The organism is Chryseobacterium lineare (genome assembly GCF_977014045.1).
Genome location: NZ_CDRNIQ010000001.1, coordinates 4,076,127 through 4,102,009 on the forward strand (window position 1 = coordinate 4,076,127; position 25,883 = coordinate 4,102,009).

The window sequence follows — 25,883 nt, forward strand, 5'->3', positions numbered from 1 at the left end:
TTAATAATTGTAATCAAGTTCAATAACGGAGCCTCTGTAAAATTTTGTAGCATCATAAAGATCTGAAAAATACTGATACATTTCAGGCTGTAAAGTTATACCATATCTTTTCTCATCATAGCCCTTTTCCGCTAACGAATAAAGAATGTTATGATCCTGCTTTAAAAAGTTGAAAAGATATTTTTCTTCAGAATTTGCCATTCCGGTAAAAAATATTCCATAAATCAAGAAATGATTGAAACTTTCTGAGTTGACGATAAATGAAAGCTTAGTCTGTAAATAATCTTCATATCCTGAAAGAATGTGTGAGAAATTCTTAATGCATAAAGAATTTGAAATATCATAAAATATATCAATTCCATGAACAAAAAGTTCAGTTTTCATTTTTTCAGTATCTGCGCCATATGTTTTTTCAAACCAGTCGAAAATACAGATTAATTCTTCTTTTGAAAGACTTTCAATGTTTTCCTGAGTTTTTTTCTTAATAATTTCCAGACTTGTTTTTTTATCTTCTTTCAGGAATTCAATTACCTGATTTTCTTCGCTGCAAAGTTTATTATATAAATTAATCTTTGCGGTAACAGGATTGGTTTTTATGAAATAAAGCTTCTCTGCCATAATATTATGCAACCCTTTGTTTTTTGGTTTTACTAAAGGTAATAAAAATTAAATGAACTAAATCACTAATGATAATGACTTTTAACGGTATTACATAATTTGAGTTTGATATCGGAAACTATCCAAATTAAATAATAGTATAATTTGATTTTTCCTTGGATATATTTCCGATATCATTATTCTAATTAAATTACCCAAACGCTCTCTTCAACAGGCTTTCCACTTTCGGTTCACTACCTCTGAAGTTTTTATATAATTCCATCGGATCTTTTGTGCCGCCGGAAGAAAGAAGAATTTTGTATTTTGCGGCAATTTCAGGATTGAAAATTCCGTTTTCTTTAAAATACTGAAACGCGTCGGCATCCAGAACTTCCGCCCACTTGTAAGAATAATATCCTGCAGAATATCCACCTTGGAAAATATGTGAAAAGCTTGGACTCATCGCTGTTTCAGGGTTTGCGGGGTAAAGCTGGGTTGCTTTTGTGTACTCGTCTTCAAATTCTTTCACTGTTTTGCCGGTCAGCTCTCCGACTTTAGTATGATAATTCATGTCCAGTAACCCAAAACCAATTTGTCTCAGGGTTTGGTAGCCTTCCATGAAATTTTTTGACTGTGCGATCTTTTCAATTTTTTCATCAGGTAAAATTTCTCCTGTTTTATAATGTTTGGCAAAAGTTTTCAGGAATTCAGGTTCGTAGCAGAAATTTTCAAGAAACTGCGACGGCAATTCCACAAAATCCCATTTTACAGAAGTTCCGGAAAGGCTGGGATATTGTGTATTAGCCAGCATTCCATGAAGGGCGTGACCGAACTCATGGAACAGTGTTGTGACTTCCTGGAACGTTAATAAACTCGGTGCCTCTTTCGTAGGTTTGCTGAAATTACAAACAATTGAAATATGCGGGCGGGAATTTTCACCATCTTTCTGATACTGATTTTTATAGCTCGTCATCCATGCGCCGGCTCTTTTGCCTTTTCTCGGGAAATAATCTACATAAAGCAGAGCTTTGTAGCTGGTTGCTGGTTTTTGGTTGTTGGTTTCTTTTACTTCGTAAACTTTCACATCTTCATGGTATTTCGGAATGTCATTTCTCTCCTCAAAAGTCAATGCAAAAAGTTTATTGGCTAATCCGAAAACAGCATCCTGAACCTGTTCCAGCGGAAAATAAGGTTTTAGTTCTTCATCATTAAGATCAAACTTTGCCTTACGAAGTTTTTCGGCATAGAAAGTATGGTCGTAAGCCTGCATTTCTTCAATTCCGTCAGCCTTTGCCAAAGATTTCAGCTCTTCGATCTCTTTATCGGCAAAAGGTTTGGCTTTAGTTAAAAGTTCGTTTAGAAAGTCAAGAACTTTAGCCGGGGATTTTGCCATTCTTTCTTCCAGTACATAGTCTGCATAGTTTTTATAACCTAATAGTTCTGCTTTTTGCTGTTTTAAACTAAGAAGTTCTTTAATGAGATTCTGATTGTCAAATTCTCCACCGTCAAAAGATTTTTTACCGTTTGCTAATGCAATTTCCTTCCTCAGTTCACGGTTTTCTGCATAGGTCATGAACGGAATATAACTTGGATACTGCAAAGTCACCACCCAACCGTCAAGATTTCTTTCTTTTGCTTCTTCAGCATATTGTTCGAGAATGGCATCAGGAATTCCTGCCAGATCTTCTTTTTTTGTGATGTGCTTAAAATAATTGTTCGTTGAAGCCAGTACATTTTGCCCGAACTGAAGAGATTTCAGAGATAAATCCATACTTATTTTCTTCAGCTTTTCTTTGTCTTCTTCATTTAATAAAGCTCCACTTCTCACAAAACCTTTGTAGGTTTCATTCAAAAGCATTTGCTGTTCGTCGTTCAGATTGTATTGATCCTGTTCGTCGTAAACCGTTTTAATTCTTTTAAATAAAGCTTCGTTTTGAGAGATTTTTGATGAATATTCCGTTAAAATCGGTGAAACTTCCTGAGCGATTTGTTGTAATTCATCATGTGTTTCTGCAGAATTTAAATTGAAAAAAATATTGGAAACCACATCCAGCTGTTCACCGGAGTAAGCGAGTGCTTCAATTACATTTTCAAATGTGGGCGCTTCCGGATTGTTGACAATCGTATTGATTTCTTCTTCAGATTTTTGAATTAATTCTTTAAAGGCAGGAAGGAAATCTTCATTTTTGATAGAACTAAATGGTGCGGAATGATATGGTGTAGTAAATTTTTCTGTTAAAATATTCATTTTTAATTTCTTTTAATTATTGTAAATGTAGCAAATCATCGTGATTTCCTGAATGCTATGCTCAAAAATAGTGCCCGTGCAAAATGATATGACAAAATTGTTTAATTTTATTAATCTTGTCATATGCGAAGTTCAGATGAGTTCAGATTGGTTAATTTTGACATGAACTGTCAAGTTTATTTTAAAAGTTGAATTGTATTTAAATTATACCTTACTATGAAAACATTTTTAAAAATTATCGGAGGAATTCTTCTTCTTATTGTTGTATATGCGCTGATTGCGATGGTGGCTTTCGGTAAAGTGTATCGTTACGAAAAATCAATGGTGATGAATGCTCCCGTTGAGAAAGTATGGATGCAAATAAGTTCTATGAAAGCTTTTAATCAATGGAACCCATGGATGAAACTAGACCCGGGAATGAAAATTATCTATGGCGGAAACTCGGGTAAAGTGGGGGATAAATATTGTTGGGACAGCAAAGATGACGAAGCCGGAGCGGGCTGCCAGGAAATCAAAGAATTGGTTGTCAACAAAAAGCAGAAAACAGAGATGATCTTTATAAAACCTTTTGAAGGGCAGGCAATCTCTGAAATCATATTGACTCCCGAAGGTAATGCAACCAAAGTAACCTGGACTATGGAAACCGAACAGGATGCTATGATGAAAATAATGCGGCCTTTTATGGATTATCAGATGGGGAAATCTTATCAAGAAGGTCTTAGCAACCTGAAAAATTTGGTTGAAAAATAAGATGGAGCTTCAATACATGGATTTTTGCAAAGAATTAAATTCTTAAACTTTTTATAATTTTTTGCAGACAAAAAATAGAATTATTTAAAAAATATTATCTTTATGTAAAAAGATCTGATGTATGGAGAAGATAGTATTTGAGAAAAACAACATAAGAGATTATGTAAAAACCGTGATTGCCGAAAAAATTGAAAGACTGAAAAACTTTATCGAGTTTACCCTTGAGGCTAGTCGCGATATAAAAAAGACTCCGAAATATGACAGTATGCGGGAAGAAATGCAGGAGGAAATTTACCAGATGCAACGTCAGTTGGGAGCTTTGAATGATCTTAAAAGGAATATGGCTAAGGTTCTGAATAATTCTACGGAAAGGGTTCAGTTGGGTTCTTTGGTGATTACCAACAAAGCCAGATTTTATATTTCGGTTTCTCTGGGAGAATTTTTTTTTGAAGGTGACAGATTCTACGCCATTTCTGCGGAAAGCCCGATGGCGAAAAAGATGATGGGTATGAAGCCCGGAGATGAATTTACTTTGAATAAGATTCATCAGAAAATTATAGAAGTACTTTGATTTTATAATAACCCCCAAAATTTAGCTTCAAATTTATTTGAAGTTTTATTTTTATTTAGTACCTTGCAATACATATTATATTACATTAACTATTATTATGAAATTCGAAAAACTAAGAACAAACAGATTCAATCAATGGATTATTATTAATCTCCGCTATCTGGTAGGATTTGCTTTTTTCCCTTCAGGACTTGTAAAAATTGCAGGAGAAAGGTTTACAGAAGTCTCCACTGCAGAACCGATCGGGTATTTTTTTGAAGCCTTGTACCAGTCAGGTTTTTACTGGAACTTTTTAGGTCTTGCTCAGGTTGTTGCAGGAATCCTATTAATGACCCAGCGATTTGCCGTACTTGGAAACCTGATTTTTCTGGCGATTTTGAGCAATATCTGGATGATAACCATTAGTCTTTCATTCACGGGGACATGGGTTATTACAAGTCTTATGATGATTGCGGTTATCATCATGCTGATTTGGGATAAGCACAAACTATCACCGATTTTTAGCTATAATATATCATGTATTGTCAAGGGATATCCAGATCCCGAACGCTCATGGATTGTTGCCGGAATGATATATGCTTTCTGTTTCATAGCCATATTTCTGCTTGGGCCAGTAAACGACAGTTTATATGCAAAGTGGGGTTCTGTGCTGTTGGGCATTATTATTTTCTTCACATTTATCATCAGTAATTATAAAGCTTATAAAAACAGAAAATTGATTCTAAATATTAAAAAGGCAGACAAAGAATAATCGGATTACAAATTGTAATTTTGTTGAATGAATAAAGCAGAAATTTTAAAAGAAATCATAGAGCAAAGAAGAAGTATCTTTCCTAAAGATTATACAGATAAAGAAATTTCTCAGGAAATCCTTGATGAAATTTTAAATTCGTCGGCATTTGCTCCCAATCATAAACGTACAAAACCATGGCGTTTTAAAGTATTCAGAGGAAATGAAAAAGCAAAATTAGCTTCAGAAATGCAGGCTATCTACAAAGCTGCTCAGCCCGGACATCTTTTTCTCGAAAAGAAATATAATGACATTGGTTTTAAAATCAATAAAGCAGATACTGTAGTTTCGATTGTTGTCAATTTTAGCGGGATGGTTCCGGAATGGGAAGAAATTGCTGCCGTTTCAATGGCCGTTCAGAATATGTACCTTACTTGTACAGCCAACGGAATCGGTTGTTACTGGAGTTCTCCAAAAATCGTCGATCACCTGAAAGAATCTCTTACGATTGAAGAAAATCAAAAATGTTTGGGATTGTTTTATATGGGGAATTTAGAATAAAAAAATAAATATCTATAATAATTGATTTTGATTAAAAAATAAAGCAAATTTTTAATTTTGATTGATAATATTTTTTATCAATTTTAATTTAAAGAAAAATATCAAATCTGCTTCATTGTGAGGCAGATTCGTTTTTTTTGGCAGTTGAAAATAATTATGTAATTTCAAATAATTAAAAACAAATTTTATGAAAAAAAAATTACTAATTCTTAAAACTGTAACCGTTATTCTTGTTAATGTTTTCAACATTTCTTTCAAAGGACAGTGTGCAAATCCGGCAAATATATATTCTTTTAACTATAACGGAAAAACGTATCAGGTCGTTAAAGAGAACAAAAATTGGATTGATGCTGCGGCTTGTGCCGTTGAAAAAGGAGGATTTCTCGCTGAAATTAATGACCAGAACGAGCAAGATGCTGTCTTTTCAGGAGTACAGAATGCCGGGATTGTCAACAGTAATACTATGGCACCGGATGGAGGAGGAGCTTCCTATGTGTGGTTGGGAGGTAATGATATAACCGTAGAAGGAACGTGGATATGGGATGGTAATAATGATGCGGCAGGATCGCAGTTTTGGCAGGGCGACTATACGGGAAATCCGGTTGGAGGGCTCTACAACAACTGGGGAGATGAGCCGGACAACTACAATTCTTTTCAGCATATTTTAGGGCTTGCTCTTACTGATTGGCCTTTTGGAACAGCTGGGGAATGGAACGATATCTATCAGAATAACACATTGTATTATGTTATTGAGTACAATACTCTACTAGGGACTCAGGATCTGTCGGATCCTGCTGAAAATCTTACTATACATCCCAATCCTGTTACGGATTTTCTTACCATTGACAGCAAAAATAATAGGAAAGAAGTTTTGGTAACAGATGCTTCGGGGAAAAGAATTAAATCAATTTCAGGCAAAGATTTATCCGATAAAATAGATTGCAGGGATTGGAATGCCGGAGTTTATTATCTAAAGATATATTATGAAAATAAAAAACCATCATTATATAAGGTAATAAAAAAATAATCTTAAAATTATCTGCACACGTGTATTGGATTTTAAAATTTTATGTATCTTTGCACTCTTAAAATATTTAACTGGGACGAGTTCCCGTAAAATTCAAACATTATGTCAGTAAAAATCAGATTACAAAGACACGGATCAAAAGGAAGACCTTTTTTCCACATCGTGGTTGCAGATTCCAGAGCTAGAAGAGATGGTAAATTCATCGAGAAATTAGGAACTTACAACCCAATTACTAACCCTGCAACGATCGATTTGAACGTTGATTCTGCTGTAAAGTGGTTAAACAACGGTGCTCAGCCAACTGATACGGCAAGAGCTATTCTTTCGTATAAAGGTGCTCTTTACAAAAAACACCTACAAGGTGGTGTTGCTAAAGGTGCTTTTGATGAAGCTGAAGCTGAAAAAAGATTCAATGCTTGGGTAGAAGCTAAAGAATCTAAAGTACAAGGTAAAGTAGAAGGTTTATCTAAAGCTCAGGCTGATGCTAAGAAAGCTGCATTAGAAGCTGAAGCTAAAGTAAACGAAGCTAGAATCACTGCTGTAGCACAAGCTGAAGCGGATGCGAAGGCCGCTGAAGAAGCTGCAAACGCACCTGCTGAAGAAACTGCTGCTGAAGGAGAAGCTGCTGCTGAATCTACAGAAGAAAACACTGAAGCTTAAAAAATCTCCGTATGCGTAAAGAAGATTGCTATTTATTAGGAAAAATCACACGCAGACACGGACTTGCGGGAAACGTTATCCTTAAATTGGATACCGATCAACCCGAGCTTTACAATAAACTGGAATCAATATTCGTTGAAATCAACGGATTATTGGTTCCTTTTTTTATTGCTAAAACAGCCAGGAGCAAAACTGATGCTCTCAATATTTTATTTAAAAATTCTACGGAAGCCCTTGTGGATCAGTCTTTAGGTAAAAATGTTTATTTACCGCTGTCTACATTGCCAAAACTTTCAGGTAAGCAATTCTATTACCACGAAATCATAGGATTTGAAATTTTTGATGAAAATGATAACAATTGTGGCGTAATCAGATCGGTAAATGATCAGACGGCTCAGGTGTATTTCATTACTAATCTTGATGGAAAAGAAGTGGTAATCCCTATGATCAAAGACTGGATTCTTGAAGTGGATCGTGAAGAAAGAACGATTAAAATGCAGCTTCCTGAAGGTCTTATTGATGTTTTTCTGGTTCCTTCTAAGAAAGACGAATAATTAATTTACTTTTGTGATCATCAATTTTCCATTGACTATTCACTTTATTGACAATTTTTATTACTCATTACCAATTACTCATAAATTGCAGATAATAAATATTCCTGTACCATTTTATCAACCTGAGAATGGGCGTAAGGTTTGTTATATGCTTTTGCAGTAATAATGATCACTAGAGGAATTTCTTTGAAAATAATAATCTTATTTCCGCCATTTCCGCTGGATTGATAGGATTCAAAATTTCTATTTCCGACTTTGTAAATTTTTCTCCAAAATAAATATCCGTAGCCTTCAAAATATTCATTGTCAGCAAAATAATTAGTAAAAGATTTCTTGATCCAGTTTTTATCTAAAATTTCCTTTCCTTTCCAGGTTCCGTTATTTTTATAAAGCTGACCGAATTTTGCGAAATCCAGTGCATTCATTTTTAATCCACCTGCCAAAGATGGCTTTTGTTGAGGTGTGAATTGCCATCTGTAATTGGTGATTCCCAAAGGTCGAAATAATTTTTTATCTGCATAATCTTTTAATCCTTTCGGAACAGATTTGTCCAAAATATCTCCTGTTAAAACTACTCCGGCAGTAAAATAGTTCCAGTTTTTTCCGATCTTATTTTCGGTCATGGGCAGGTCTAAAGTGAATTTTACCCAATTATCCGTCGGATACATATTTTCTTCGTTTCCGGGAGATTCGTAGTCTTCATCGTTTCCGTTAAAACCTGAGCTCATAGTCAGTAAACTTTTAATCGTAACACTATCTTTTCTAGAAGAATAATTATTGAATTTCTTTAAATTGTAAACTTCTTTCAGTCTCTGATTCTCACTTTTAATAAAACCATCATGAATTGCAATTCCCATTAATGCAGATGAAAAGGATTTTCCGACAGAACGGGTGTCATTTAAACTATCTCTTTTATAACCGTTGAAATATTCTTCAATTAATAATTTTTCATTCTTAATGACAACAATTCCTGTAATATCACGAAACCTGTTTTCTGCAATTTTTTGATTTAAAGTTCTGATTTTTTCCTGATTGAATTTCTCCTCAGAGATTTTCCAGCCACTATTAGGTTTGATTTTCTGAATGGCAATTTGCTCTTCAGAGATATTTTTTTTAGGAATGTTTAATTGTACTTCTCCTTGTGCAATTATATTTCCAACTTTCAGTGTTGATGTTTTTAAGTAAGGTTTAATTTCAATTCTTAAAACATGATTCCCTTTTTCTAATGCATCAATTCCGCCGTTGGCAAAGTAGAACCGCATCCACAGATATTTCCCCCAGGAATCTTCATTTTTCGAACTCAGAAAAGGAATTCTGAAACTTGTTTTAAACTTTTTCTGATCCACAGTTCCGGCTCCTGAATTTAGGTTTTCGGTATAAATTAATTTTCCGTCAACAAGAAAATTGAATTGATAATTTCCTTTTTTAAGCAATTCCTCAACAGACAAAGAAGAATCAAGCTGATGTAAGTAATTGACCAAGGAATTATCCATAAAAACCCGAATGTCAAGATCTTTATCTTCTTGGTATGTTATTGATTTTGGAAAATCAGCTTCATTAATATTTTCAAAAGGTATTACTTTATCTGAAAAAAGTATAGTATTTAAATGATTTTTCTGAACGGGATTTTCGATTTTCTCCGGCTCAATGATATTTTGAATCTGTCCAAAAGACAAACCGCAAGTAAGAATCAGAACAAATAAAATAATTGATTTCATGGTAAATATTATCTTGACAAAAATATAAAGCAGTTTTTAGAAAAAATAGAATCAAATTAACATTTGAGTTTTTTTTGTATTTTAAGTGTTGCTAATTAGCATCGAGTTTGTCATAGAAATCGGAATGACAAACGTGCTGGAAAAGTATGATAAAAAGAAAATTTGTGATTTTAGAAGTTTATGTATGTTAAAAAAATTATGCATAATCATTTGTGGGAATCTGTGCAATCTGTGGGAAAGCTATTTCAAAATCTTCTTATATCTCAAAGGAGTAATTCCAATATTTTCTTTAAAGCAACGAATAAAATGACTTTGGTCTGAAAATCCGCATTCTAAAGCAACTTCAGATAAGGATTCAAAATCATTTATAATTTTTAGTGATTTTTCGACTTTTAACTTTCTCAGATATTCACTTAAATTACATCGGAAATATTTCTGAAAATCTCTGCTCAAATGGATCGGATGTATATTTAATGTTTTTGAAAGTTCATGTAAACTCAATTTTTCTGTAAATCTTTCGTGAAGGATTTCATCAATTTGTTTTACCCAGATCGGTTTCTTTTCTGAATTTGAGCTGCTTTTCTGATCGGATAATTGATCGAAAAGATGCAATAAAAGCTGATATACAGAAAGATCAAATGAGTTGTCATTGAATTTTGTTTCCTTGAAAATCTGATACATCAATAATTTTACAGCAGGATTTTTTATATTAAAACTTCCTTCAATAATTTCCTTGGAAAGTTCAAATTTTTTAAACCAGTCTTCTGTGATATTAATGTGAAAACCTCGTGTGAAAATGTCAGGTTTTATGTTGTAATGTGCGTCTTCCCAATGATGATAAAGCAGCGTTCCCGCCGAACAATCGTAGATTTCCTTTTTATTGCCTTCCTTCATATTTCCTTGCAGCAGAAAAGTGAAATATGGATTTTCATGATAATGCCAATCCACAAAAGAGTGTGTGTATTCAGTATCCGTAATTGTTAATCCATCACAGTTAATGATGCTGTTGGTTTGGCCGAAAAATTCACCATTACGAAGATTTTTCATATTACATTTTTTGATTTAAATTTTCAATTTGTTGATACATTTTATTGAAAAATATTTTTCTGTCACGATTTCCCGATGTATTTAGCGATTTTGAATTTTTAATCTGATGTTCAAAATAATTCAACGTTTCGTTGCAGGTTTTGGCATCATTTATCAAAATATATCCAAACATATTCGTAGGCAACGCAAAAAGTGACTGTTTCGGATGATGAAAAAAGATGTCGTTGGAAAGATGCATTAATTCATTTTCGTACAGATGAAATTTAGGATTGTTTTCTGTTTTCAGCTCAATGTATTCGATTAGTTCTTTCAATTCTTCTAAAATAATTTGTGCTTCATTTTTTTTCAAAAGTCCGGTTTCATAATAGAATAAAATCTGCTGCAAAATACTGGAAACCGTCATGTCATTCCATAATTCTACAACATTTTGCTCTTCATATTTTTTTCTTAGTTCTTTGGTTTTAGATTCAAAATTCGGTGGTGAAAACTGTAGGAAAGGTACGAAAACTTGTTTTGCATTCAATAAATTCATCCAGACATAAATTTTGAAACGGGAAAGCAATGTATCCGAAAGTGTATAAAAAAACGGAATATCTTTGGCTGAATAATAAATTGTCATTGCATCGGAAAGTGGCAAATTTTCAAACACACCCAGATTATTTCTGAAAAAAGACTCGAGGTCTTCTGTTTTGGTAACAGCTGATGTTTTTCTTACAACAATTTGCTGATCGGATGAGATAAACTGATCCAGTGAAATTTGATAATATTTTGCAAGCTCCAAAGCTTCTTCAAAACTGAATTTAGCTTTCAGTGAGGTTCGCCTATGCGCTGCATCATAGCTGATTCCCAGAATATTGGCTATTTCGTCATTTAATGAACTGTCTCCGATTCTTCTTCGTATTTCTCTGAGTAAAAATTCCTGATGCATATCTTTTGTGATTTTCACAAATGTACTTATTTATTTTAATTTTTTTTCGCATTTAATTTTGTGTTTTCTGCAGATAATTTTGATGAATAATTTTAAAATAATGAGCTATGAAAAAGTATCTTATATTTTCAATACTTATCTCAATTCTTAATTCTTGTGCGACTTTCAGCAGAAAAATGATTAAAGATGACTTATCAGTAATTACAAAAGAAAATGTTTCGGTAATCGATGGAGAATATGATTTTAAAGGATATGAACATATTAATTCCGCAGGGAAAATATCTGAACAGACAAGAGATTTTGCAGGAATGATTGACTTGAAAAATTCCAAAATTGCGGATTGCGATAAAGTTGTGATAAAATCGAAACCTTTAGAAAAAAGAAAAACGTATGAATTAGATTTTAAACTGTTGAAGAATGATTCCGTAAAATATTCCTTTACATATAACGGAACGCTTAAAAACGGACTGCTTACACTAAGCAATTACACTTCAAAATGTCACGGAATTCCTTTCTTGTTTGGAGGATGCCAAAGTTTTCAGAGCAGAATTGGTCTTACGGGTCAGAAAAATTTTCTGATTCAGGATTATTATGATAACAGTGGAGCGGCTTTGTTCATTATGTGGGCAGGTTATACAATTAATTATGCTGAAAAATTTAAAAGAATTCAATAAATCACCATGAAAATAGTACCATATCTATTAATTGCCATACGGTTTATTTTTGCGCCAATTATTATTTCTTTAGCTTATTTCAGAGGCGAAGAATCCCAATTTTTAATTTTAATATTAATGTATCTTGGATTATTGACTGATATTTTTGATGGAATTATTGCCCGGAAAGTCGGAGTTTCTTCTGAAAAATTAAGAAGACTGGACAGTCAGACCGATTTAATTTTCTGGCTTTCCTTAGGATTTGCTGCTTACTTTTTAAATCCTGATTTGATAAAGAACGAATGGAAAGGAATTCTTTTGATTTTCATTATGGAAGCGCTTTGCTACACAGTAAGCTGGCTTAAGTTCGGAAAAGAAACCTGTACACATGCCTTTTTGTCAAAAATGTGGGGACTAAGCCTGCTGATTGCTTTCACTTATCTCATCGGCTTTCAACAGACGGGATGGGCCTTTTATCTAAGTGTTGTATTAGGGTTTATTTCTCATATTGATGTGATTATGATTGTCTTACTACTTCCTAAATGGCAATATGACGTTCCGAGTTCCTACCATGCATGGAAAATCAGGAAAGGGAAAAGTAGAAAAAAGACTATTTTTTTTAATTGATATCTTTTAAAGTATAGTTTTGATTAAATGATTTTTTAAAAAGACAGTGTAATCATCAAGTTGCGCTGTTTTTTTGTAACTTTGCACTCATTAATTTTTACACAAAAATTTTAATCAACAAATGAAAAAGCAAACCATTAAGGAGATCCTAGGAGATTACAAGAAAGTATTACATCATGACATTACGGTTTACGGCTGGGTAAGAACATTCCGTGCCAATCGATTCATTGCGCTTAATGATGGTTCTACGATCAATAATTTGCAGATTGTTGTTGATTTTGAAAATTTCGATGAAGAAATTATCAGTAAAATCAGTACGGCTGCCTCTCTGAAGGTTGTTGGCGAAGTCGTTGAAAGCCAGGGTGCCGGGCAGAGTGTTGAAATTGTAGCTAAAAAAATTATTATTCTTGGAGATAATTTCACTGAGGAAAGAGACAAAACAATTCTTCAGCCTAAAAAGCACTCTCTGGAAGTTCTTAGAGATCAGGCACATTTAAGATTCAGAACAAATCTTTTTGGTGCGGTTTTCAGAGTGCGTCATGCAGTGAGCTTTGCCATTCATTCATTCTTTAATCAAAACCAGTTCTTTTATATCAATACGCCGGTTATTACTGGAGCTGATGCCGAAGGAGCAGGTGAGATGTTTGGAGTTACCAATTTCGATTTAAATAATATTCCGAGAGATGAGCAGGGAGATATTGATTTTTCCCAGGATTTTTTCGGTAAAAAAACAAACTTAACGGTTTCCGGACAGCTGGAAGGCGAAACTGCAGCGATGGGATTGGGAAGAATATATACTTTCGGGCCGACTTTCCGTGCAGAAAATTCAAATACGACAAGACACCTTGCGGAATTCTGGATGATTGAACCGGAGGTTGCTTTCAATAATCTTGAAGATAATATTGATCTGGCGGAAGATTTCCTGAAATATGTGATTCAGTATGTTTTGGATCACTGTAAAGATGATCTGGATTTCTTGGATAAGCGTTTTGAAGAAGAACAAAAATCAAAGCCTGAAAAGGAAAGAGCAAAAGAAGGTCTCATAGAAAAGCTTGAAAATGTTGTTGCTAAACGTTTCAAAAGAGTTTCTTATACGGAAGCAATTGAGATTTTATTAAATTCAAAAGAAAATAAAAAAGGAAAATTCCAGTATCCTGTTGAAAACTGGGGAACGGATCTTCAGTCTGAACATGAAAGATATCTGGTTGAAAAACATTTTGAAAGTCCGGTAGTGTTATTTGATTATCCTAAAGAGATTAAAGCATTCTACATGAAGCTTAATGAAGACGGTAAAACTGTTGCGGCAATGGATGTTCTTTTCCCGGGAATCGGTGAAATCATCGGCGGTTCTGAGAGAGAAGCAAGACTGGATGTTTTAAAGCAGAAAATGGCAGATATGCATGTTGATGAACACGAGCTTTGGTGGTATTTAGACACCAGAAAATTTGGTTCAGTACCGCATGCAGGATTCGGATTAGGATTGGAAAGATTGGTTCTTTTCGTAACGGGAATGACAAACATCAGAGATGTGATTCCTTTTCCGAGAACACCTAAAAACGCAGAATTCTAAAATATTTATTCTTAAAAATACTGAAATCCTTCTGAACAAAACAGAAGGATTTTTTTTATTAACTTTACTAAAATTTTGGAAATGAGTACAATTACAATACATACGGATAATGAGAATCAAATTAATTTGCTAAAGGCTCTTTTAAAGGAATTGAAAATTAATTTTGAAATTGATAAAGAGGAAAATCTAACGGAATGGCAGAAAGAAAAAATTTTGAAAGGAATGTCGGATATTTCTGAAGGAAAATTTTCATCAAGCGAATCAGTTGCTGAAAAGGCCAGAAAATGTTTAAGATAATTTGGTCACATCACGCTGAATGTGATTATATTGATATTTTGGAATATTGGATCAATCATAATAAATCAAATAAATACTCTACTAAATTAATCAATGAAGTTGAAAAGAAAGAAAAGCTTATTTCTAAAAATCCAAATATTGGTTCTTTATCAGAAATCGAAGGAGTACGCTATGTACTGATAAAAATTTTTCTCTTTATTACAGAATTAATAAAGATATTATTGAAATTCTCGCATTCTGGGACAACAGAAGAAGCCCTGAAAAACTTCAGTTTTGAATAATTAAAAAGCCCTGAAAATCATACTTCAGGGCTTTTGTTGTTTATTTTAAATAGCTTATTATGGAGTGTTAAATGCAAAAATCGTGCTAAAATTTATTTTTGTCAAATTATTTCACTAAATTCGTAAAATATGTTATGTTAAACACCATCTAGTAATATGCTTAAACAACACTTACAACTCAAATTAGGACAGAAGCTGGCTCCCCAGCAAATCCAGCTCATGAAGTTGATCCAGCTTCATACGTTGGAATTTGAGGAGGAACTTGAAAGAGAGTTAGAAGAAAATCCGGCATTGGAGATCGCAAAAGAAGAATCTAAGGAAGATGATTATGCTGCCCTTGAAGATTCGTATGAAAGCGAAGGAACGGAAAGCATTCAGACTGATTTTGATGTTGACCAATATCTTTATGATGACGAGCCGAACTACAAAACTGCATCCAGCAACTATTCTTCAGATGATGAGGAATTTGATAATGAAAGTCTTTTAACGGAAGGGCAGTCTCTTTATGACTATCTTCTTGAGCAGATCCATCTTGTGAATATTAATGAAGAAGATGAAAAAATCGCAGAATATATCATCGGAAATCTTGATACCGACGGATATTTAAGAAGAGAAATTAAATCTATTGTTGATGATCTTGCCTTTTCTCAGGGAATTTATACCACGAAAGAAAACGTTGAAGATATTCTTGAAAATTACGTTCAAAAGCTGGATCCGCCAGGCGTAGGAGCAAGAGGACTGCAGGAGTGCCTTCTTTTGCAGATCGAGAAAAAAGTAAGTTCTGATAAAGCAGTTTCTCTGGCTGCCAATATTTTGAGATATCAGTTTGATGCTTTAACGAACAAACATTACAACAAGATCATTCAGAAATATGATATTGAGGAAGAAGATCTGAAAGATGCACTGGATGAAATTTCAAAATTATCTCCGAAAGTCGGGGGGAATTTTGATACTCAAACGATTACGATCAATCAGGAAATTATTCCGGATTTTGTGATTCAGGTAAAAGACGGACAGGTAATCCCAATGCTAAACAGCAAGAATGCTCCCACTTTAAGAGTTTCTGAGGAGTACAAGGATATTTTAACGACCTATTCTCACGATAAAAAATCTTCTGAACATAAGCAGGCAGCTTTATTTATCAAACAAAAACTTGATGCGGCCAAATGGTATATTGATGCGATTAATCAACGTCAGAATACATTGTTACAGACAATTACAGCCATTGTAAAGTTTCAGAAAGATTATTTCCTTACAGGTGACGAAAAATCATTAAGGCCGATGATTTTAAAAGATATTGCAGATATTACAGGTTTTGATATTTCCACTATTTCAAGAGTTGTGAAAAGCAAATATGCTGATACACCCAACGGAATTATTTATTTGAAAGATCTGTTTTCCGACAGCCTTACAAATGACGATGGTGAAGAGGTTTCTACAAAAGAAATTAAAACCCACCTTCTGGAGGTCATCAGCAAGGAGAATAAAAGAAAACCGCTTACAGATGATGCTTTGGTGGTAATTCTGAAAGAACAGGGCTACAATATTGCCAGAAGAACGATTGCTAAATATCGTGAACAACTTAATATTCCGGTCGCGAGATTAAGGAAAGAACTTTAAAATATAGAAAAAGCACCTCAGATTGAAGTGCTTTTCTTTTGTTTACATCTGACAGATTTTTAAACAAATATATTTTAATCGTTTACTTTTTCCAATCCAAGTTCACGGATAGAAATTTCTCTCATTTCCACTTTTCGTATTTTTCCTGAAATGGTCATTGGGAAATCATCTACAAACTTCCAGAATTTGGGTACTTTGTAGTGTGCGATTCTTTCTTTGCAGTAATCCACAAGCTCTTCTTCAGTTACATTAAAGCCTTTTCTTACTTTTACCCAGGCCATCACTTCTTCGCCAAATTTTTCGCTGGGAATGCCAATGATCTGAACATCTAAGATATTCGGATAAGTATAGAGAAAGTCTTCAATTTCTTTAGGAGAAATATTTTCTCCGCCACGGATAATCAGATCTTTTATTCTCCCTGAGATCGTAATATAGCCGTCATCATCCATTGTTGCCATATCTCCGGTATGCATCCACCGGGAATCGTCAAGAACTTTCTTTGTGTTTTCGGGATCGTTCCAATATTTCAACATCACAGAATAACCTCTCGTGCAAAGTTCGCCATGTTCTCCTCGGGTAACGGTCTTTCCGTTTTCATCAATAATCTTGATTTCCAGATGATCCTGAACAGTTCCTACGGTATGAACCTGTTTTTCAAAAGGTGTCCCAATCAAAGTCTGAGTAGAAACGGGTGAAGTTTCCGTCATGCCGTAGCAGATGCTCATTTCTTTGATATTCATGAGGCTTTCTACCTTTTTCATGATTTCGGGCGGACATACCGAACCTGCCATCACACCAGTTCTCAAACTTGAAAAGTCAAAGCTTTCAAAATTCTTTACGGCCAATTCAGCAATAAACATCGTCGGAACTCCATATAATGAGGTACATTTTTCATCGGAAACGACTTTTAACGTAATATCCGGATCAAAACTGTCATTAGGAATTACCATACAGGCACCATGAGCAGTACAGCAAATATTTCCGATCACCATTCCGAAGCAATGATAAAACGGAACAGGAATACAAACTCTGTCTTTCTCGGTGTAATTTAGCCTTATTCCTATAAAATATCCGTTATTTAAAATATTATGATGGGAGAGTGTTACTCCTTTTGGAAAGCCTGTAGTGCCTGAAGTATATTGAATATTTACCGGATCATCAAACTGTACATGTTCTTCAAAGCTGTGCAGGACGTCGTCTGAAATATTTTGTCCGTTATTGAGAAAATCATCCCAGTTGTCGTCAAAGAAAATTTCTGACTTCAGGCTTGCACAAAATTCCCGGGCATCTGCAATCATATTCTTGTAATCGCTTGATTTAAAATTTAGAGAGGAAAATATATGGGACATTTCCGATTGATTGATCACAAAAATCAGTTCGCTCGTCCGGTATGCAGGATTAATATTAACGAGAATGACGCCTATTCTGGCGGTAGCATATTGCAGAAGAACCCATTCATAACGATTTGCAGACCAGATTCCAATGCGGTCACCTGCTTTTGCACCGAGAAAAATTAATGCTTTTGCAACAGCAGTTGTCTGATTGTAAAATTCCTGATACGTAGCACGGTAATTTTGATGCACACAGATCAGCGCTTCATTATTGGGGAATTTTTCTACAGTTCTCTTAAGGTTGTTTCCGATAGTTTCTCCTAATAAAGGAATAGCAGAAGAACCGTGAACATAGGATGTTTGCATGGAGTGAAAGATTTGGATACATAAAATTAACAATTATATCTTAAACTCCTGCGTTCTATACTAGATTTCCTGAGAATCGATTTCCTTAAGCTGTTTGAGGTTTTTATCGAGCTTACTCATAATAATTCCGTAAACCAGTCGGTAGTAAAGCCAGATAAGCAGTACTGAAAATGCAGTTGTAAGAATGACTCCTACGATAAATATCATCATCTCAGAGTTTTTCGGCTCTACATTCTGTAAGCTTAAAGAATAAAATATAAAAATGGTAAAAATTGACGTAAAAGCCACCAATAAAAGAATACTGATTAAAATAAAGGCATTAACGGTTTTTTTGAACTTGATAATTCTTATAATCAGACCTTTGAGATTTTCTTCAATTCGTATTTTGCGATAGTTCTGGTAAAATTTATAAACAAAATATGCTGTGACAATAAGGCTTAATACCTTCAGTATCCAATAGATATTATCGAAACTGTTTTCAACTTCAGGTGTTTTTTGGGCTCCTAATTTCTCTAAAATATTTAGAAATCCGTTAGATTCCTCACCCTGAAAAAAATAGAATATTCCCATCACAGAAAATAATAGGAATTCTGCCACGCTGATCCAGAAAATATACTTCACATAGTTTCGTGATTTTCTGTTGAGCATCTTAAGGATTTCATTATCATCGTATTTCTGCTGAACAGTTTGTTCCTGCCATGTTTTCTTAAAGCTGTCTAAGTCAAATTCAGGCATATTTTTCCATCTTTTCTTTAAGGGTTTTCTTTAATCTGTTCATCTTCACACGAGCATTAACTTCGGTGATTCCGAGGTTTTCTGCAATATCCTTGTAAGGCAAATCATCCAGATACATCATTACTATCGCTCTTTCCACATTGGGAAGTGTTTTTATTACAGTGTACAAAAGTGATACCTGTTGTTGCTTTTCGTCATCATCTTCGATAAAATCTGCGTGATTAATATCCAACTCATTAGTAGGAAGGCTTTTGCTTTTTTTCCTGAAGAGGGTAATGGCTGTATTGAGAGCAACACGGTACATCCAAGTAGAAATTTTAGAATTTCCTTTAAATGAGTCATAACTTCTCCATAATTGTAACACAATTTCCTGGAAAAGATCTTCTTCATCCTCCAAAGAATTGGTATAAAGACGCGAAACTTTGATAATCAGACCCTGATTATCTTTAATAAGCTGTGCAAATTCTTTTTCCTTTGAAGCCAATGCTGATGTATAATTTAGTGGTACGAAGATAAAGACAAAATGTCAATTTAGCAATGTAATAATTTAACAATCTAGCAATTATTAAAGTCGGCGTAATTTTCATTGTTATATTGTTACATTGCTAAATTGTTACATTAAATTGTATCTTTGCAGCCACGAGAAAATCGGCTTGTTGATTCTTGCTTTGGCAAGGGTAGGAAAGTCCGGACACCGTAGAGCAGCAAAGCGGATAACATCCGTCACCCGCGAGGGTAGGACAAGTGCAACAGAAAGGATGTACAGTTCGGCTGTAGTGAAATCAGGTAAACTCTTTGTGGTGCAATGATAAGTATATCGGTTCTTTTCAGCAATGAAAATAGGAGTTGCTCGCTCTGAAAGCCGAGGGGTAATCAGCTAAAGTTTTGCAGCAATGTAAGACGCAGATAAATAACAGGCACTTCTTCGGGAGAACAAAATCCGGCTTACAGATTTTCTCGTGATTTTTTAAGCTGGAAGCAAGTTTTTAATTTAAATATTTAAAATAGAGATGCTTCGACTCCGTTCAGCATAACATTGCTACAAATTAACGGTTATATAACAAATAGTATTAGCGTTGTCATGCTGAGCGGAGTCGAAGCATTTGTTTTTATAATCAATTGAATTATTTTTCACCTTCCAATTGTTTTTTAGCTTTTTCTAAATCCAATTTATCTTCATCAGAAAGCTTAGGATAATTAAGATTCATTTTCTTCAGCGTATCAATAATAATCTGAATGGCGGCTACTCTTGCAAACCATTTATTGTCTGCCGGAAGCACATACCAAGGCGCATAATCTTTCGATGTTTCGTTGATGGCAGTTTCATAGCACTCCATATATTTGTCGAATAATGCTCTTTCGGGAAGATCTGCGGCCGAGAATTTCCAGTTCTTTTCCAGTTCGTTGATTCTATCCAGCAATCTTTTCTTTTGCTCATTTTTAGAGACATTCAGAAATATTTTTATGATGGTTGTTCCGTTGTCAGTAAGGTGTTTTTCAAAATTTCTGATGCTTTCATACCGGTTTTTCCAGAATTTTTCATCAAAATCTTTTACGGATTTCCAGGTTTTTTCGTTCAGATTATATTCAGGATGAACTTTGCACACCAATACACTTTCATAATGCGAGCGGTTGAAAATTCCGATCATGCCTTTTTTGGGTAACGCGAGATAATGTCTCCACAAAAAATCATGTGAGTACTCTCTTGAGCTCGGGGTTTTAAAGCTGATGACGTTACATCCTTGTGGATTTACTCCTCCAAAAACATGTTCTATCATACTGTCTTTTCCGGCGGCATCCATGGCCTGAAGCACTACCAAAAGCGATTGGCTTCCATCTGAATATAATATTTCCTGGAGTTCCCGCAGTTTTACTTTTTCAAGAATAAGCAGTTTTTCGCCCTCTTCCTTCGTTAGCTTTCCTTTGTATTCTGTTGATACATTTTTTATTGAAAATTTTCCTTTCACTAAAAAGTCGTCTGAAAAATTGATGTCCATATTATATTAATTAGATTAAGTAATTACTTAAATATAATAAAAAAACCGCCTCAATGAGACGGTTCTTCTATTTTTTTGAGTAGAAATTACTTTGCAACAGCAACTTTTTTAGATGCTTTAGCCGCTTTTTTGTCAGCCTTAGCTTTAGCTTTAAGTTCTGCAGGAGTTAAAGGTTTTGGATCCGGGGCATTAGGATCTACGTTTCCTTTGATGTAGATTACACTTCTGTTGTTTACAGGGTCGTTAGAAAACACCTCGATTGTTTTGTTGAATCCACCGTTAATAGCTGTATTGTATCCAACTTTGATCTTAGCAGATTTTCCTGGCATGATAGGATCCGTGCTAAATTCAGGGGTCGTACATCCACAAGATGCCTTTACATTCGAAAGGATAAGAGGCTTATCACCTGTATTGGTTACGGTGAAGAATCTGATACCGTCTGAACTAGGTTTAATAGTTCCGTAATCAAAAGTAGTTTTATCAAATGTGATAGTTTGTGCAGATGCTAATGCGAATGTTCCGAATAATGCAATTCCTGCGATTAATTTTTTCATATTCTTGAATATTAAATATGTTGTTAGATAAATTTTGAGAAACAAAGTTAAAAATTATTTTAATTCATACTTAAAATTTTTTTTCTTTAGACTATTTTTGCAAATTGTAAAGTAAAGTAAAAGAATTTATGCAGATTTCAGAAAAGTACAATCCACAGGAAACAGAACAAAAGTGGTACAATTACTGGTTGGAAAACAAATACTTCCATTCAGAGCCGAATGAAAAGCCGCCTTATACTGTTGTCATCCCTCCGCCAAACGTTACGGGGATCTTACACATGGGGCATATGCTGAATAATACCATTCAGGATGTACTGGTCCGCCGTGCAAGAATGCAGGGCTTCAATGCCTGCTGGGTTCCGGGAACAGATCATGCTTCCATTGCTACGGAAGCAAAAGTTGTTGCCAAACTGAAGTCTGAAGGAATTAATAAATCTGACATTACAAGAGAAGAGTTCTTAAAGCACGCCTGGGAATGGACTGATAAATACGGAGGAACTATTCTTGAGCAGCTTAAAAAACTCGGATGTTCTTGCGATTGGGACAGAACCCGCTTCACGATGGAACCAAAACTTTCTCAACAGGTTATTAAATCTTTTGTTGATCTTTATAATAAAGGATTGATCTATCGTGGTTACAGAATGGTGAACTGGGATCCTGAAGCAAAAACAAATATTTCTGACGAAGAAGTAATCTTTAAAGAACAAAACGGAAAATTATATTTCCTGAAATATGCCATCGAGGGATCAGAAGAATTCCTTTCGGTAGCTACCACTCGTCCTGAAACTATTTTCGGTGATACTGCGGTATGTATTAATCCTAATGATGAAAGATATGCTCATTTAAAAGGTAAAAAAGTAATTGTACCGATTGTTGACAGAGTCATTCCAATTATTGAAGATGAATATGTGGATATTGAATTTGGAACGGGTGCCTTAAAAATTACACCTGCTCACGATGTTAATGATTATGAAATCGGACAAAAGCACAATCTTCAAATGATTGATGCTTTGGATGATGACGGAAATCTTAATGATTACGGGCTGCATTATGCAGGAAAAAACAGATTTGAGGTAAGAAAACAGATCGCAAAAGAACTGGAAGAAAAAGATCTTTTGTTGAAAGCAGAAGATTACGTAAATAAAGTAGGAACTTCTGAAAGAACAGGTGCAGTGATTGAGCCTAAAGTTTCTGTTCAATGGTTCCTGAGAATGTCTGAAATTGCAAAGCCCGCTTTGGATGTAGTAATGGATGATGAGGTTAAATTTTATCCTGAAAAGTTTAAAAATACCTACAAACACTGGATGGAAAACATCCGCGACTGGAATATTTCCCGTCAGCTTTGGTGGGGACAGCAAATTCCGGCGTATTATTATGGTGGTGGCGAAAATGACTTCGTAGTTGCAGAAAGTATTGAAGAAGCTTTAAAACTCGCAAGAGAAAAAACTTCTAACTCCGAGCTTCCAGCTTCCAGCTTAAAACAAGATGAAGACGCTCTTGACACTTGGTTTTCATCGTGGCTGTGGCCAATGTCGGTCTTCGACGGATTGCTGGATACTGAAAATAGAGATATCAATTATTACTATCCGACTTCAGATCTGGTGACCGGTCCGGATATTATTTTCTTCTGGGTGGCCAGAATGATTATGGCAGGGTTGGAATACAGAAAAGAAGTTCCGTTTAAAAATGTTTATTTCACAGGAATTGTAAGAGATAAGCAGAGAAGAAAGATGTCTAAATCTTTAGGGAATTCTCCAGATCCGCTTGAATTGATGGATAAATACGGAGCAGATGGTGTTCGTGTAGGGATTTTACTAAGTTCTGCAGCCGGAAATGACCTTCTTTTTGATGAAGACTTAATGCTTCAGGGAAGAAATTTCATGTCTAAAATTTGGAGTGCATTCCGTTTAATTAACATGTGGAATCACGAAGATAAGCCGGCAAACTCGACAGAAATTCAAGCAATCGAATGGTTCGAAAATAAATTAAATAAAACAATCGCTGAAATCAACAGTCAGTTTGAAAAATTCAGAATTTCCGATGCTTTACATTTAATTTATAAACTGATTTGGGATGATTTCTGTTCTTGGTATTTGGAAGCAATTAAACCAAATTACGGGGAAGGAATTTCAAAAGAGGTTTACAATAAAACAGTTGCTCTTTTTGAAGAATTAATGAAACTACTTCATCCATTTATGCCTTTCTTAACGGAAGAATTATGGCAAACAATTTCAGAAAGAAATACTGAGGATGCACTGATTATCGCCGAGCAGAAAAAAGCGGAATCGTTCAATGAAGATATTATTAAAAACTTCGAAACGGCGTCTGAAATTATTTCGGGTATAAGAAATTACCGCCAGACAAAAGGAATTTCCCCTAAAGAAGCGGCCGAAATTTATACCAACGCTTCAGAATTTGCCAATGAAGCTGTGATTAGAAAGCTGGCAAATGTTTCAGAAATTCATTTCGGAACAAAGACTGATAAGCCTAGTTTTACATTTTTGGTGGGATCAACGGAAGTTTCTATTCCTTTAAGTGAAAACCTAGATTTAGCGGAAGAAAAAATAAAAACAGAAGAAGAATTGAAATATTTAAAAGGCTTCTTAATTTCTGTTGATAAAAAGCTTTCCAATGAAAAGTTTGTTGCCAATGCAAAACCTGAAATCGTAGAAGTTGAGCGCAAAAAGCAAAAAGATGCGCTTGATAAAATTGCGATTTTGGAAGAGAAATTGAAAAGTTTGTAATATAAAGGTTTAGGTTAAGGCTGAGTATCAAGCTTAGCCTCAACCTTAATTTTAACCTAAAATATAACATGACACATTTAGAAAATATAAAAAAGCTATTCTCAAAAAACTTCATAGAAAGTCCTTTGATAGAAAGCTTTGAAGTTGGGAAAATTTACCTTTCCAGTGGAAAGCTTGTTGCCTGTGATCCACTGATCACGAATGATATGAAACCCTTTTCTGCCGAATTTCCCAAAGGAGATTTTTCTGTTCTTGTACATAAAGAAAGAGAAAGCAATTGTGTGGCCTATGTAGAAATAATCTTTAATAATGCGGAAATTGCAGATTGGAAATTAGCGACAACAGAAGGGCAGAATGTTAAAGACCTCACTGATGAAGAAGTTTTCGGGTATCCGGTAGAAAGTGGTATGGGATGTTTTATGGATGCCGATACTCAAAGTAGCCTTAATGATCTTGAGCAGAAATTATATCACCGTAAAGGAGTCGATTTCATGGGAATTTACGAAGAGTTTTTCCACGAATATTTTTTTGATGAAAACGGAGCGATTGATCAATATGCATTTTTAAAGCCATCCGAAAACCATCCTGGAACTATTTTTGCCTTTGAGACAGGATATGGTGAAGGATTTTATGCAAGTTATATTGCTTACGATAAAAATCAGTCGCCGGTAAAAATAGTAACTGAATTTATTGAGATCAGTTAATTATATTTACAAACCAACACCATCACAATATTAATATAAAGGCAATGAATTTCTCATCACAACAACCGAAAATCATCGTTGTCGGGAGCTCATCGGTAGACCTTATTCTGGAAACCGAAAAAGTTCCCTGCAGCAACGAAACAGTGATTGCAAGTACGTCTGAAAGTTTTTTTGGAGGAAAAGGAGCCAATCAGGCTGTGGGTGCGGCAAGACTGGGTGCAAAGGTGCATTTCATAGGTTGTGTGGGAATGGATCCTCTGGGACAACAGATCATGAGAAATATGATCAGTGAAAACGTAAATATAGATTTTGTTTTTGAAACAGATCATGATGCCAGCGGAACGGCCTACGTCACTACTTCGGAAGGCAGTTCAGCCATTGTGGTAGTGCCTGCCGCCAATAATTATTTAAGCAACGAACATATAGAATCTGCCGATAAATATTTCCGGACCACAGATCTTATTCTTCTTCAACTGGAGGTTTCAATGGATGTCGTTGAATTTACAGTTGATAAAGCCAAAAAATACGGTAAAAAAGTAGGGCTGTACGCATCGCCTGCGCAAAAGCTAAAAGATGAGATTGTTGAAAATCTCGATTTTATTGTGGTAAAAAGCAATGAACTTCATATTCTTTTTGGAGAAGAGCAACGAGAAAAAATTCTGAAGAAATACTTCAATAAAGTCTTTGTAAGAGATGACATCAATTCGACAGTTTATTTTGATGGCACCGAAATGAAATACTGCAGGAATGATAAGGATAATACCATCTATAAAATGGGAATGGGCGATGCCTTCACTGTGGGATTTTCCATTGCCTTGTGTCACAACAATGATATTGAAGACTGCGTCAAATTCGGGAATGAAGTTTCTGCAAGAGTTTCTGCAAAAAAAGGATCACAGACCGGACTTCCCAGAATATCAGATTTTATTTCATAAGCTATTTGGCACATATCGAAAGTTTTAAACTTACTCTGAAATACAAACTAAAATTTCCACTTTTATAGTGGATTTTTT

Annotated in this window: 26 protein-coding genes and 1 other RNA gene; 17 read left to right on the forward strand and 10 right to left on the reverse strand. The window is 34.7% G+C overall.

Annotated features, from left to right (window positions below):
- Positions 1-618, reverse strand: a complete 618-nt coding sequence (locus ACWNCI_RS18330) for a hypothetical protein (RefSeq protein WP_449389380.1) — start codon at positions 616-618, stop codon at positions 1-3.
- A gap of 190 nt (positions 619-808) precedes the next feature.
- Complete coding sequence (locus ACWNCI_RS18335) at positions 809-2,845, reverse strand: M3 family metallopeptidase (RefSeq protein WP_449389381.1); 2,037 nt, start codon at positions 2,843-2,845, stop codon at positions 809-811.
- Positions 2,846-3,061: 216 nt separating this feature from the next.
- On the opposite strand from ACWNCI_RS18335, the gene ACWNCI_RS18340 reads away from it, so the two are divergent.
- The 7 genes from ACWNCI_RS18340 to rimM all read left to right on the forward strand — a co-directional run bounded on the left by ACWNCI_RS18340 (position 3,062) and on the right by rimM (position 7,698).
- Positions 3,062-3,595 carry an SRPBCC family protein gene (locus ACWNCI_RS18340; RefSeq protein WP_346986401.1) on the forward strand — a complete coding sequence of 178 codons (534 nt, stop codon included), beginning with the start codon at positions 3,062-3,064 and terminating at the stop codon, positions 3,593-3,595.
- Between the two features lie 121 nt (positions 3,596-3,716).
- Entirely contained in the window at positions 3,717-4,166 is a 450-nt protein-coding gene (locus tag ACWNCI_RS18345; protein WP_449389382.1) for a hypothetical protein, read from the forward strand.
- 97 nt (positions 4,167-4,263) lie between these two features.
- Complete coding sequence (locus ACWNCI_RS18350; RefSeq protein ID WP_449389383.1) at positions 4,264-4,917, forward strand: DoxX family protein; 654 nt, start codon at positions 4,264-4,266, stop codon at positions 4,915-4,917.
- Between the two features lie 27 nt (positions 4,918-4,944).
- Positions 4,945-5,457 carry a nitroreductase family protein gene (locus ACWNCI_RS18355; protein WP_449389384.1) on the forward strand — a complete coding sequence of 171 codons (513 nt, stop codon included), beginning with the start codon at positions 4,945-4,947 and terminating at the stop codon, positions 5,455-5,457.
- 187 nt (positions 5,458-5,644) lie between these two features.
- Positions 5,645-6,484, forward strand: coding sequence for a T9SS type A sorting domain-containing protein (locus ACWNCI_RS18360; RefSeq protein WP_449389385.1), 840 nt, complete (start codon positions 5,645-5,647; stop codon positions 6,482-6,484).
- A gap of 102 nt (positions 6,485-6,586) precedes the next feature.
- Positions 6,587-7,144 carry a 30S ribosomal protein S16 gene (locus tag ACWNCI_RS18365; protein ID WP_449389386.1) on the forward strand — a complete coding sequence of 186 codons (558 nt, stop codon included), beginning with the start codon at positions 6,587-6,589 and terminating at the stop codon, positions 7,142-7,144.
- 11 nt (positions 7,145-7,155) lie between these two features.
- Entirely contained in the window at positions 7,156-7,698 is a 543-nt protein-coding gene (gene rimM, locus ACWNCI_RS18370) for a ribosome maturation factor RimM (RefSeq protein ID WP_449389387.1), read from the forward strand.
- Positions 7,699-7,772: 74 nt separating this feature from the next.
- Here the strand turns inward: rimM and ACWNCI_RS18375 are convergent, their stop codons facing one another.
- The 3 genes from ACWNCI_RS18375 to ACWNCI_RS18385 all read right to left on the reverse strand — a co-directional run bounded on the left by ACWNCI_RS18375 (position 7,773) and on the right by ACWNCI_RS18385 (position 11,409).
- Positions 7,773-9,416 carry a serine hydrolase domain-containing protein gene (locus ACWNCI_RS18375; RefSeq protein WP_449389388.1) on the reverse strand — a complete coding sequence of 548 codons (1,644 nt, stop codon included), beginning with the start codon at positions 9,414-9,416 and terminating at the stop codon, positions 7,773-7,775.
- Between the two features lie 240 nt (positions 9,417-9,656).
- Positions 9,657-10,463 carry a helix-turn-helix domain-containing protein gene (locus ACWNCI_RS18380; RefSeq protein WP_449389389.1) on the reverse strand — a complete coding sequence of 269 codons (807 nt, stop codon included), beginning with the start codon at positions 10,461-10,463 and terminating at the stop codon, positions 9,657-9,659.
- A gap of 1 nt (position 10,464) precedes the next feature.
- Positions 10,465-11,409, reverse strand: coding sequence for an XRE family transcriptional regulator (locus tag ACWNCI_RS18385; protein ID WP_449389390.1), 945 nt, complete (start codon positions 11,407-11,409; stop codon positions 10,465-10,467).
- 89 nt (positions 11,410-11,498) lie between these two features.
- On the opposite strand from ACWNCI_RS18385, the gene ACWNCI_RS18390 reads away from it, so the two are divergent.
- The 6 genes from ACWNCI_RS18390 to rpoN all read left to right on the forward strand — a co-directional run bounded on the left by ACWNCI_RS18390 (position 11,499) and on the right by rpoN (position 16,439).
- Positions 11,499-12,065: a hypothetical protein gene (locus ACWNCI_RS18390; protein WP_449389391.1), complete on the forward strand. Its 567-nt coding sequence runs from the start codon at positions 11,499-11,501 to the stop codon at positions 12,063-12,065.
- 6 nt (positions 12,066-12,071) lie between these two features.
- The gene (locus ACWNCI_RS18395; RefSeq protein WP_449389392.1) at positions 12,072-12,671 is read left to right on the forward strand and encodes a CDP-alcohol phosphatidyltransferase family protein; all 600 of its coding nucleotides are present in this window, start codon (positions 12,072-12,074) and stop codon (positions 12,669-12,671) included.
- 121 nt (positions 12,672-12,792) lie between these two features.
- Complete coding sequence (asnS, locus tag ACWNCI_RS18400; RefSeq protein WP_346986392.1) at positions 12,793-14,241, forward strand: asparagine--tRNA ligase; 1,449 nt, start codon at positions 12,793-12,795, stop codon at positions 14,239-14,241.
- A gap of 81 nt (positions 14,242-14,322) precedes the next feature.
- Positions 14,323-14,538, forward strand: a complete 216-nt coding sequence (locus tag ACWNCI_RS18405) for a DUF2683 family protein (RefSeq protein ID WP_346986391.1) — start codon at positions 14,323-14,325, stop codon at positions 14,536-14,538.
- Entirely contained in the window at positions 14,526-14,819 is a 294-nt protein-coding gene (locus ACWNCI_RS18410; protein ID WP_346986390.1) for a type II toxin-antitoxin system RelE/ParE family toxin, read from the forward strand. Before ACWNCI_RS18405 ends, ACWNCI_RS18410 begins: the two co-directional genes overlap by 13 nt.
- 156 nt (positions 14,820-14,975) lie before the next feature.
- A complete protein-coding gene (rpoN, locus tag ACWNCI_RS18415; protein WP_449389393.1) occupies positions 14,976-16,439 on the forward strand; it encodes an RNA polymerase factor sigma-54 in 1,464 nt (487 codons plus the stop codon).
- A 74-nt stretch (positions 16,440-16,513) separates the two neighbouring features.
- Here rpoN and ACWNCI_RS18420 read toward each other — a convergent pair whose 3' ends face one another.
- The 3 genes from ACWNCI_RS18420 to ACWNCI_RS18430 are packed head-to-tail and all read right to left on the reverse strand — an operon-like array spanning position 16,514 to position 19,355.
- On the reverse strand, positions 16,514-18,136 hold the full coding sequence (locus ACWNCI_RS18420) for an AMP-binding protein (RefSeq protein WP_449389394.1): 1,623 nt from the start codon (positions 18,134-18,136) through the stop codon (positions 16,514-16,516).
- A 60-nt stretch (positions 18,137-18,196) separates the two neighbouring features.
- Positions 18,197-18,871, reverse strand: a complete 675-nt coding sequence (locus tag ACWNCI_RS18425; RefSeq protein WP_449389395.1) for a beta-carotene 15,15'-monooxygenase — start codon at positions 18,869-18,871, stop codon at positions 18,197-18,199.
- Positions 18,864-19,355, reverse strand: a complete 492-nt coding sequence (locus ACWNCI_RS18430) for an RNA polymerase sigma factor (protein WP_042722258.1) — start codon at positions 19,353-19,355, stop codon at positions 18,864-18,866. The genes ACWNCI_RS18425 and ACWNCI_RS18430 overlap by 8 nt, the downstream gene beginning before the upstream one ends.
- Before the next feature lie 156 nt (positions 19,356-19,511).
- On the opposite strand from ACWNCI_RS18430, the gene rnpB reads away from it, so the two are divergent.
- Positions 19,512-19,835: RNase P RNA component class A (gene rnpB, locus ACWNCI_RS18435), an RNA gene on the forward strand.
- A gap of 160 nt (positions 19,836-19,995) precedes the next feature.
- On the opposite strand, the gene ACWNCI_RS18440 is transcribed toward rnpB, so the two are convergent.
- Entirely contained in the window at positions 19,996-20,868 is an 873-nt protein-coding gene (locus ACWNCI_RS18440) for a PPK2 family polyphosphate kinase (RefSeq protein WP_449389396.1), read from the reverse strand.
- 86 nt (positions 20,869-20,954) lie between these two features.
- Positions 20,955-21,422, reverse strand: a complete 468-nt coding sequence (locus ACWNCI_RS18445; RefSeq protein WP_449389397.1) for a DUF1573 domain-containing protein — start codon at positions 21,420-21,422, stop codon at positions 20,955-20,957.
- 128 nt (positions 21,423-21,550) lie between these two features.
- Here ACWNCI_RS18445 and ACWNCI_RS18450 point away from each other — a divergent pair, with 128 nt between their 5' ends.
- The 3 genes from ACWNCI_RS18450 to ACWNCI_RS18460 all read left to right on the forward strand — a co-directional run bounded on the left by ACWNCI_RS18450 (position 21,551) and on the right by ACWNCI_RS18460 (position 25,805).
- Positions 21,551-24,166: a valine--tRNA ligase gene (locus ACWNCI_RS18450; RefSeq protein WP_449389398.1), complete on the forward strand. Its 2,616-nt coding sequence runs from the start codon at positions 21,551-21,553 to the stop codon at positions 24,164-24,166.
- Positions 24,167-24,234: 68 nt separating this feature from the next.
- Positions 24,235-24,870 (forward strand): DUF4241 domain-containing protein, encoded by a 636-nt coding sequence (locus tag ACWNCI_RS18455; RefSeq protein ID WP_346986384.1) that lies wholly within the window; start codon positions 24,235-24,237, stop codon positions 24,868-24,870.
- Between the two features lie 44 nt (positions 24,871-24,914).
- Positions 24,915-25,805 carry a ribokinase gene (locus ACWNCI_RS18460; protein WP_449389399.1) on the forward strand — a complete coding sequence of 297 codons (891 nt, stop codon included), beginning with the start codon at positions 24,915-24,917 and terminating at the stop codon, positions 25,803-25,805.
- Positions 25,806-25,883: the final 78 nt, after the last annotated feature.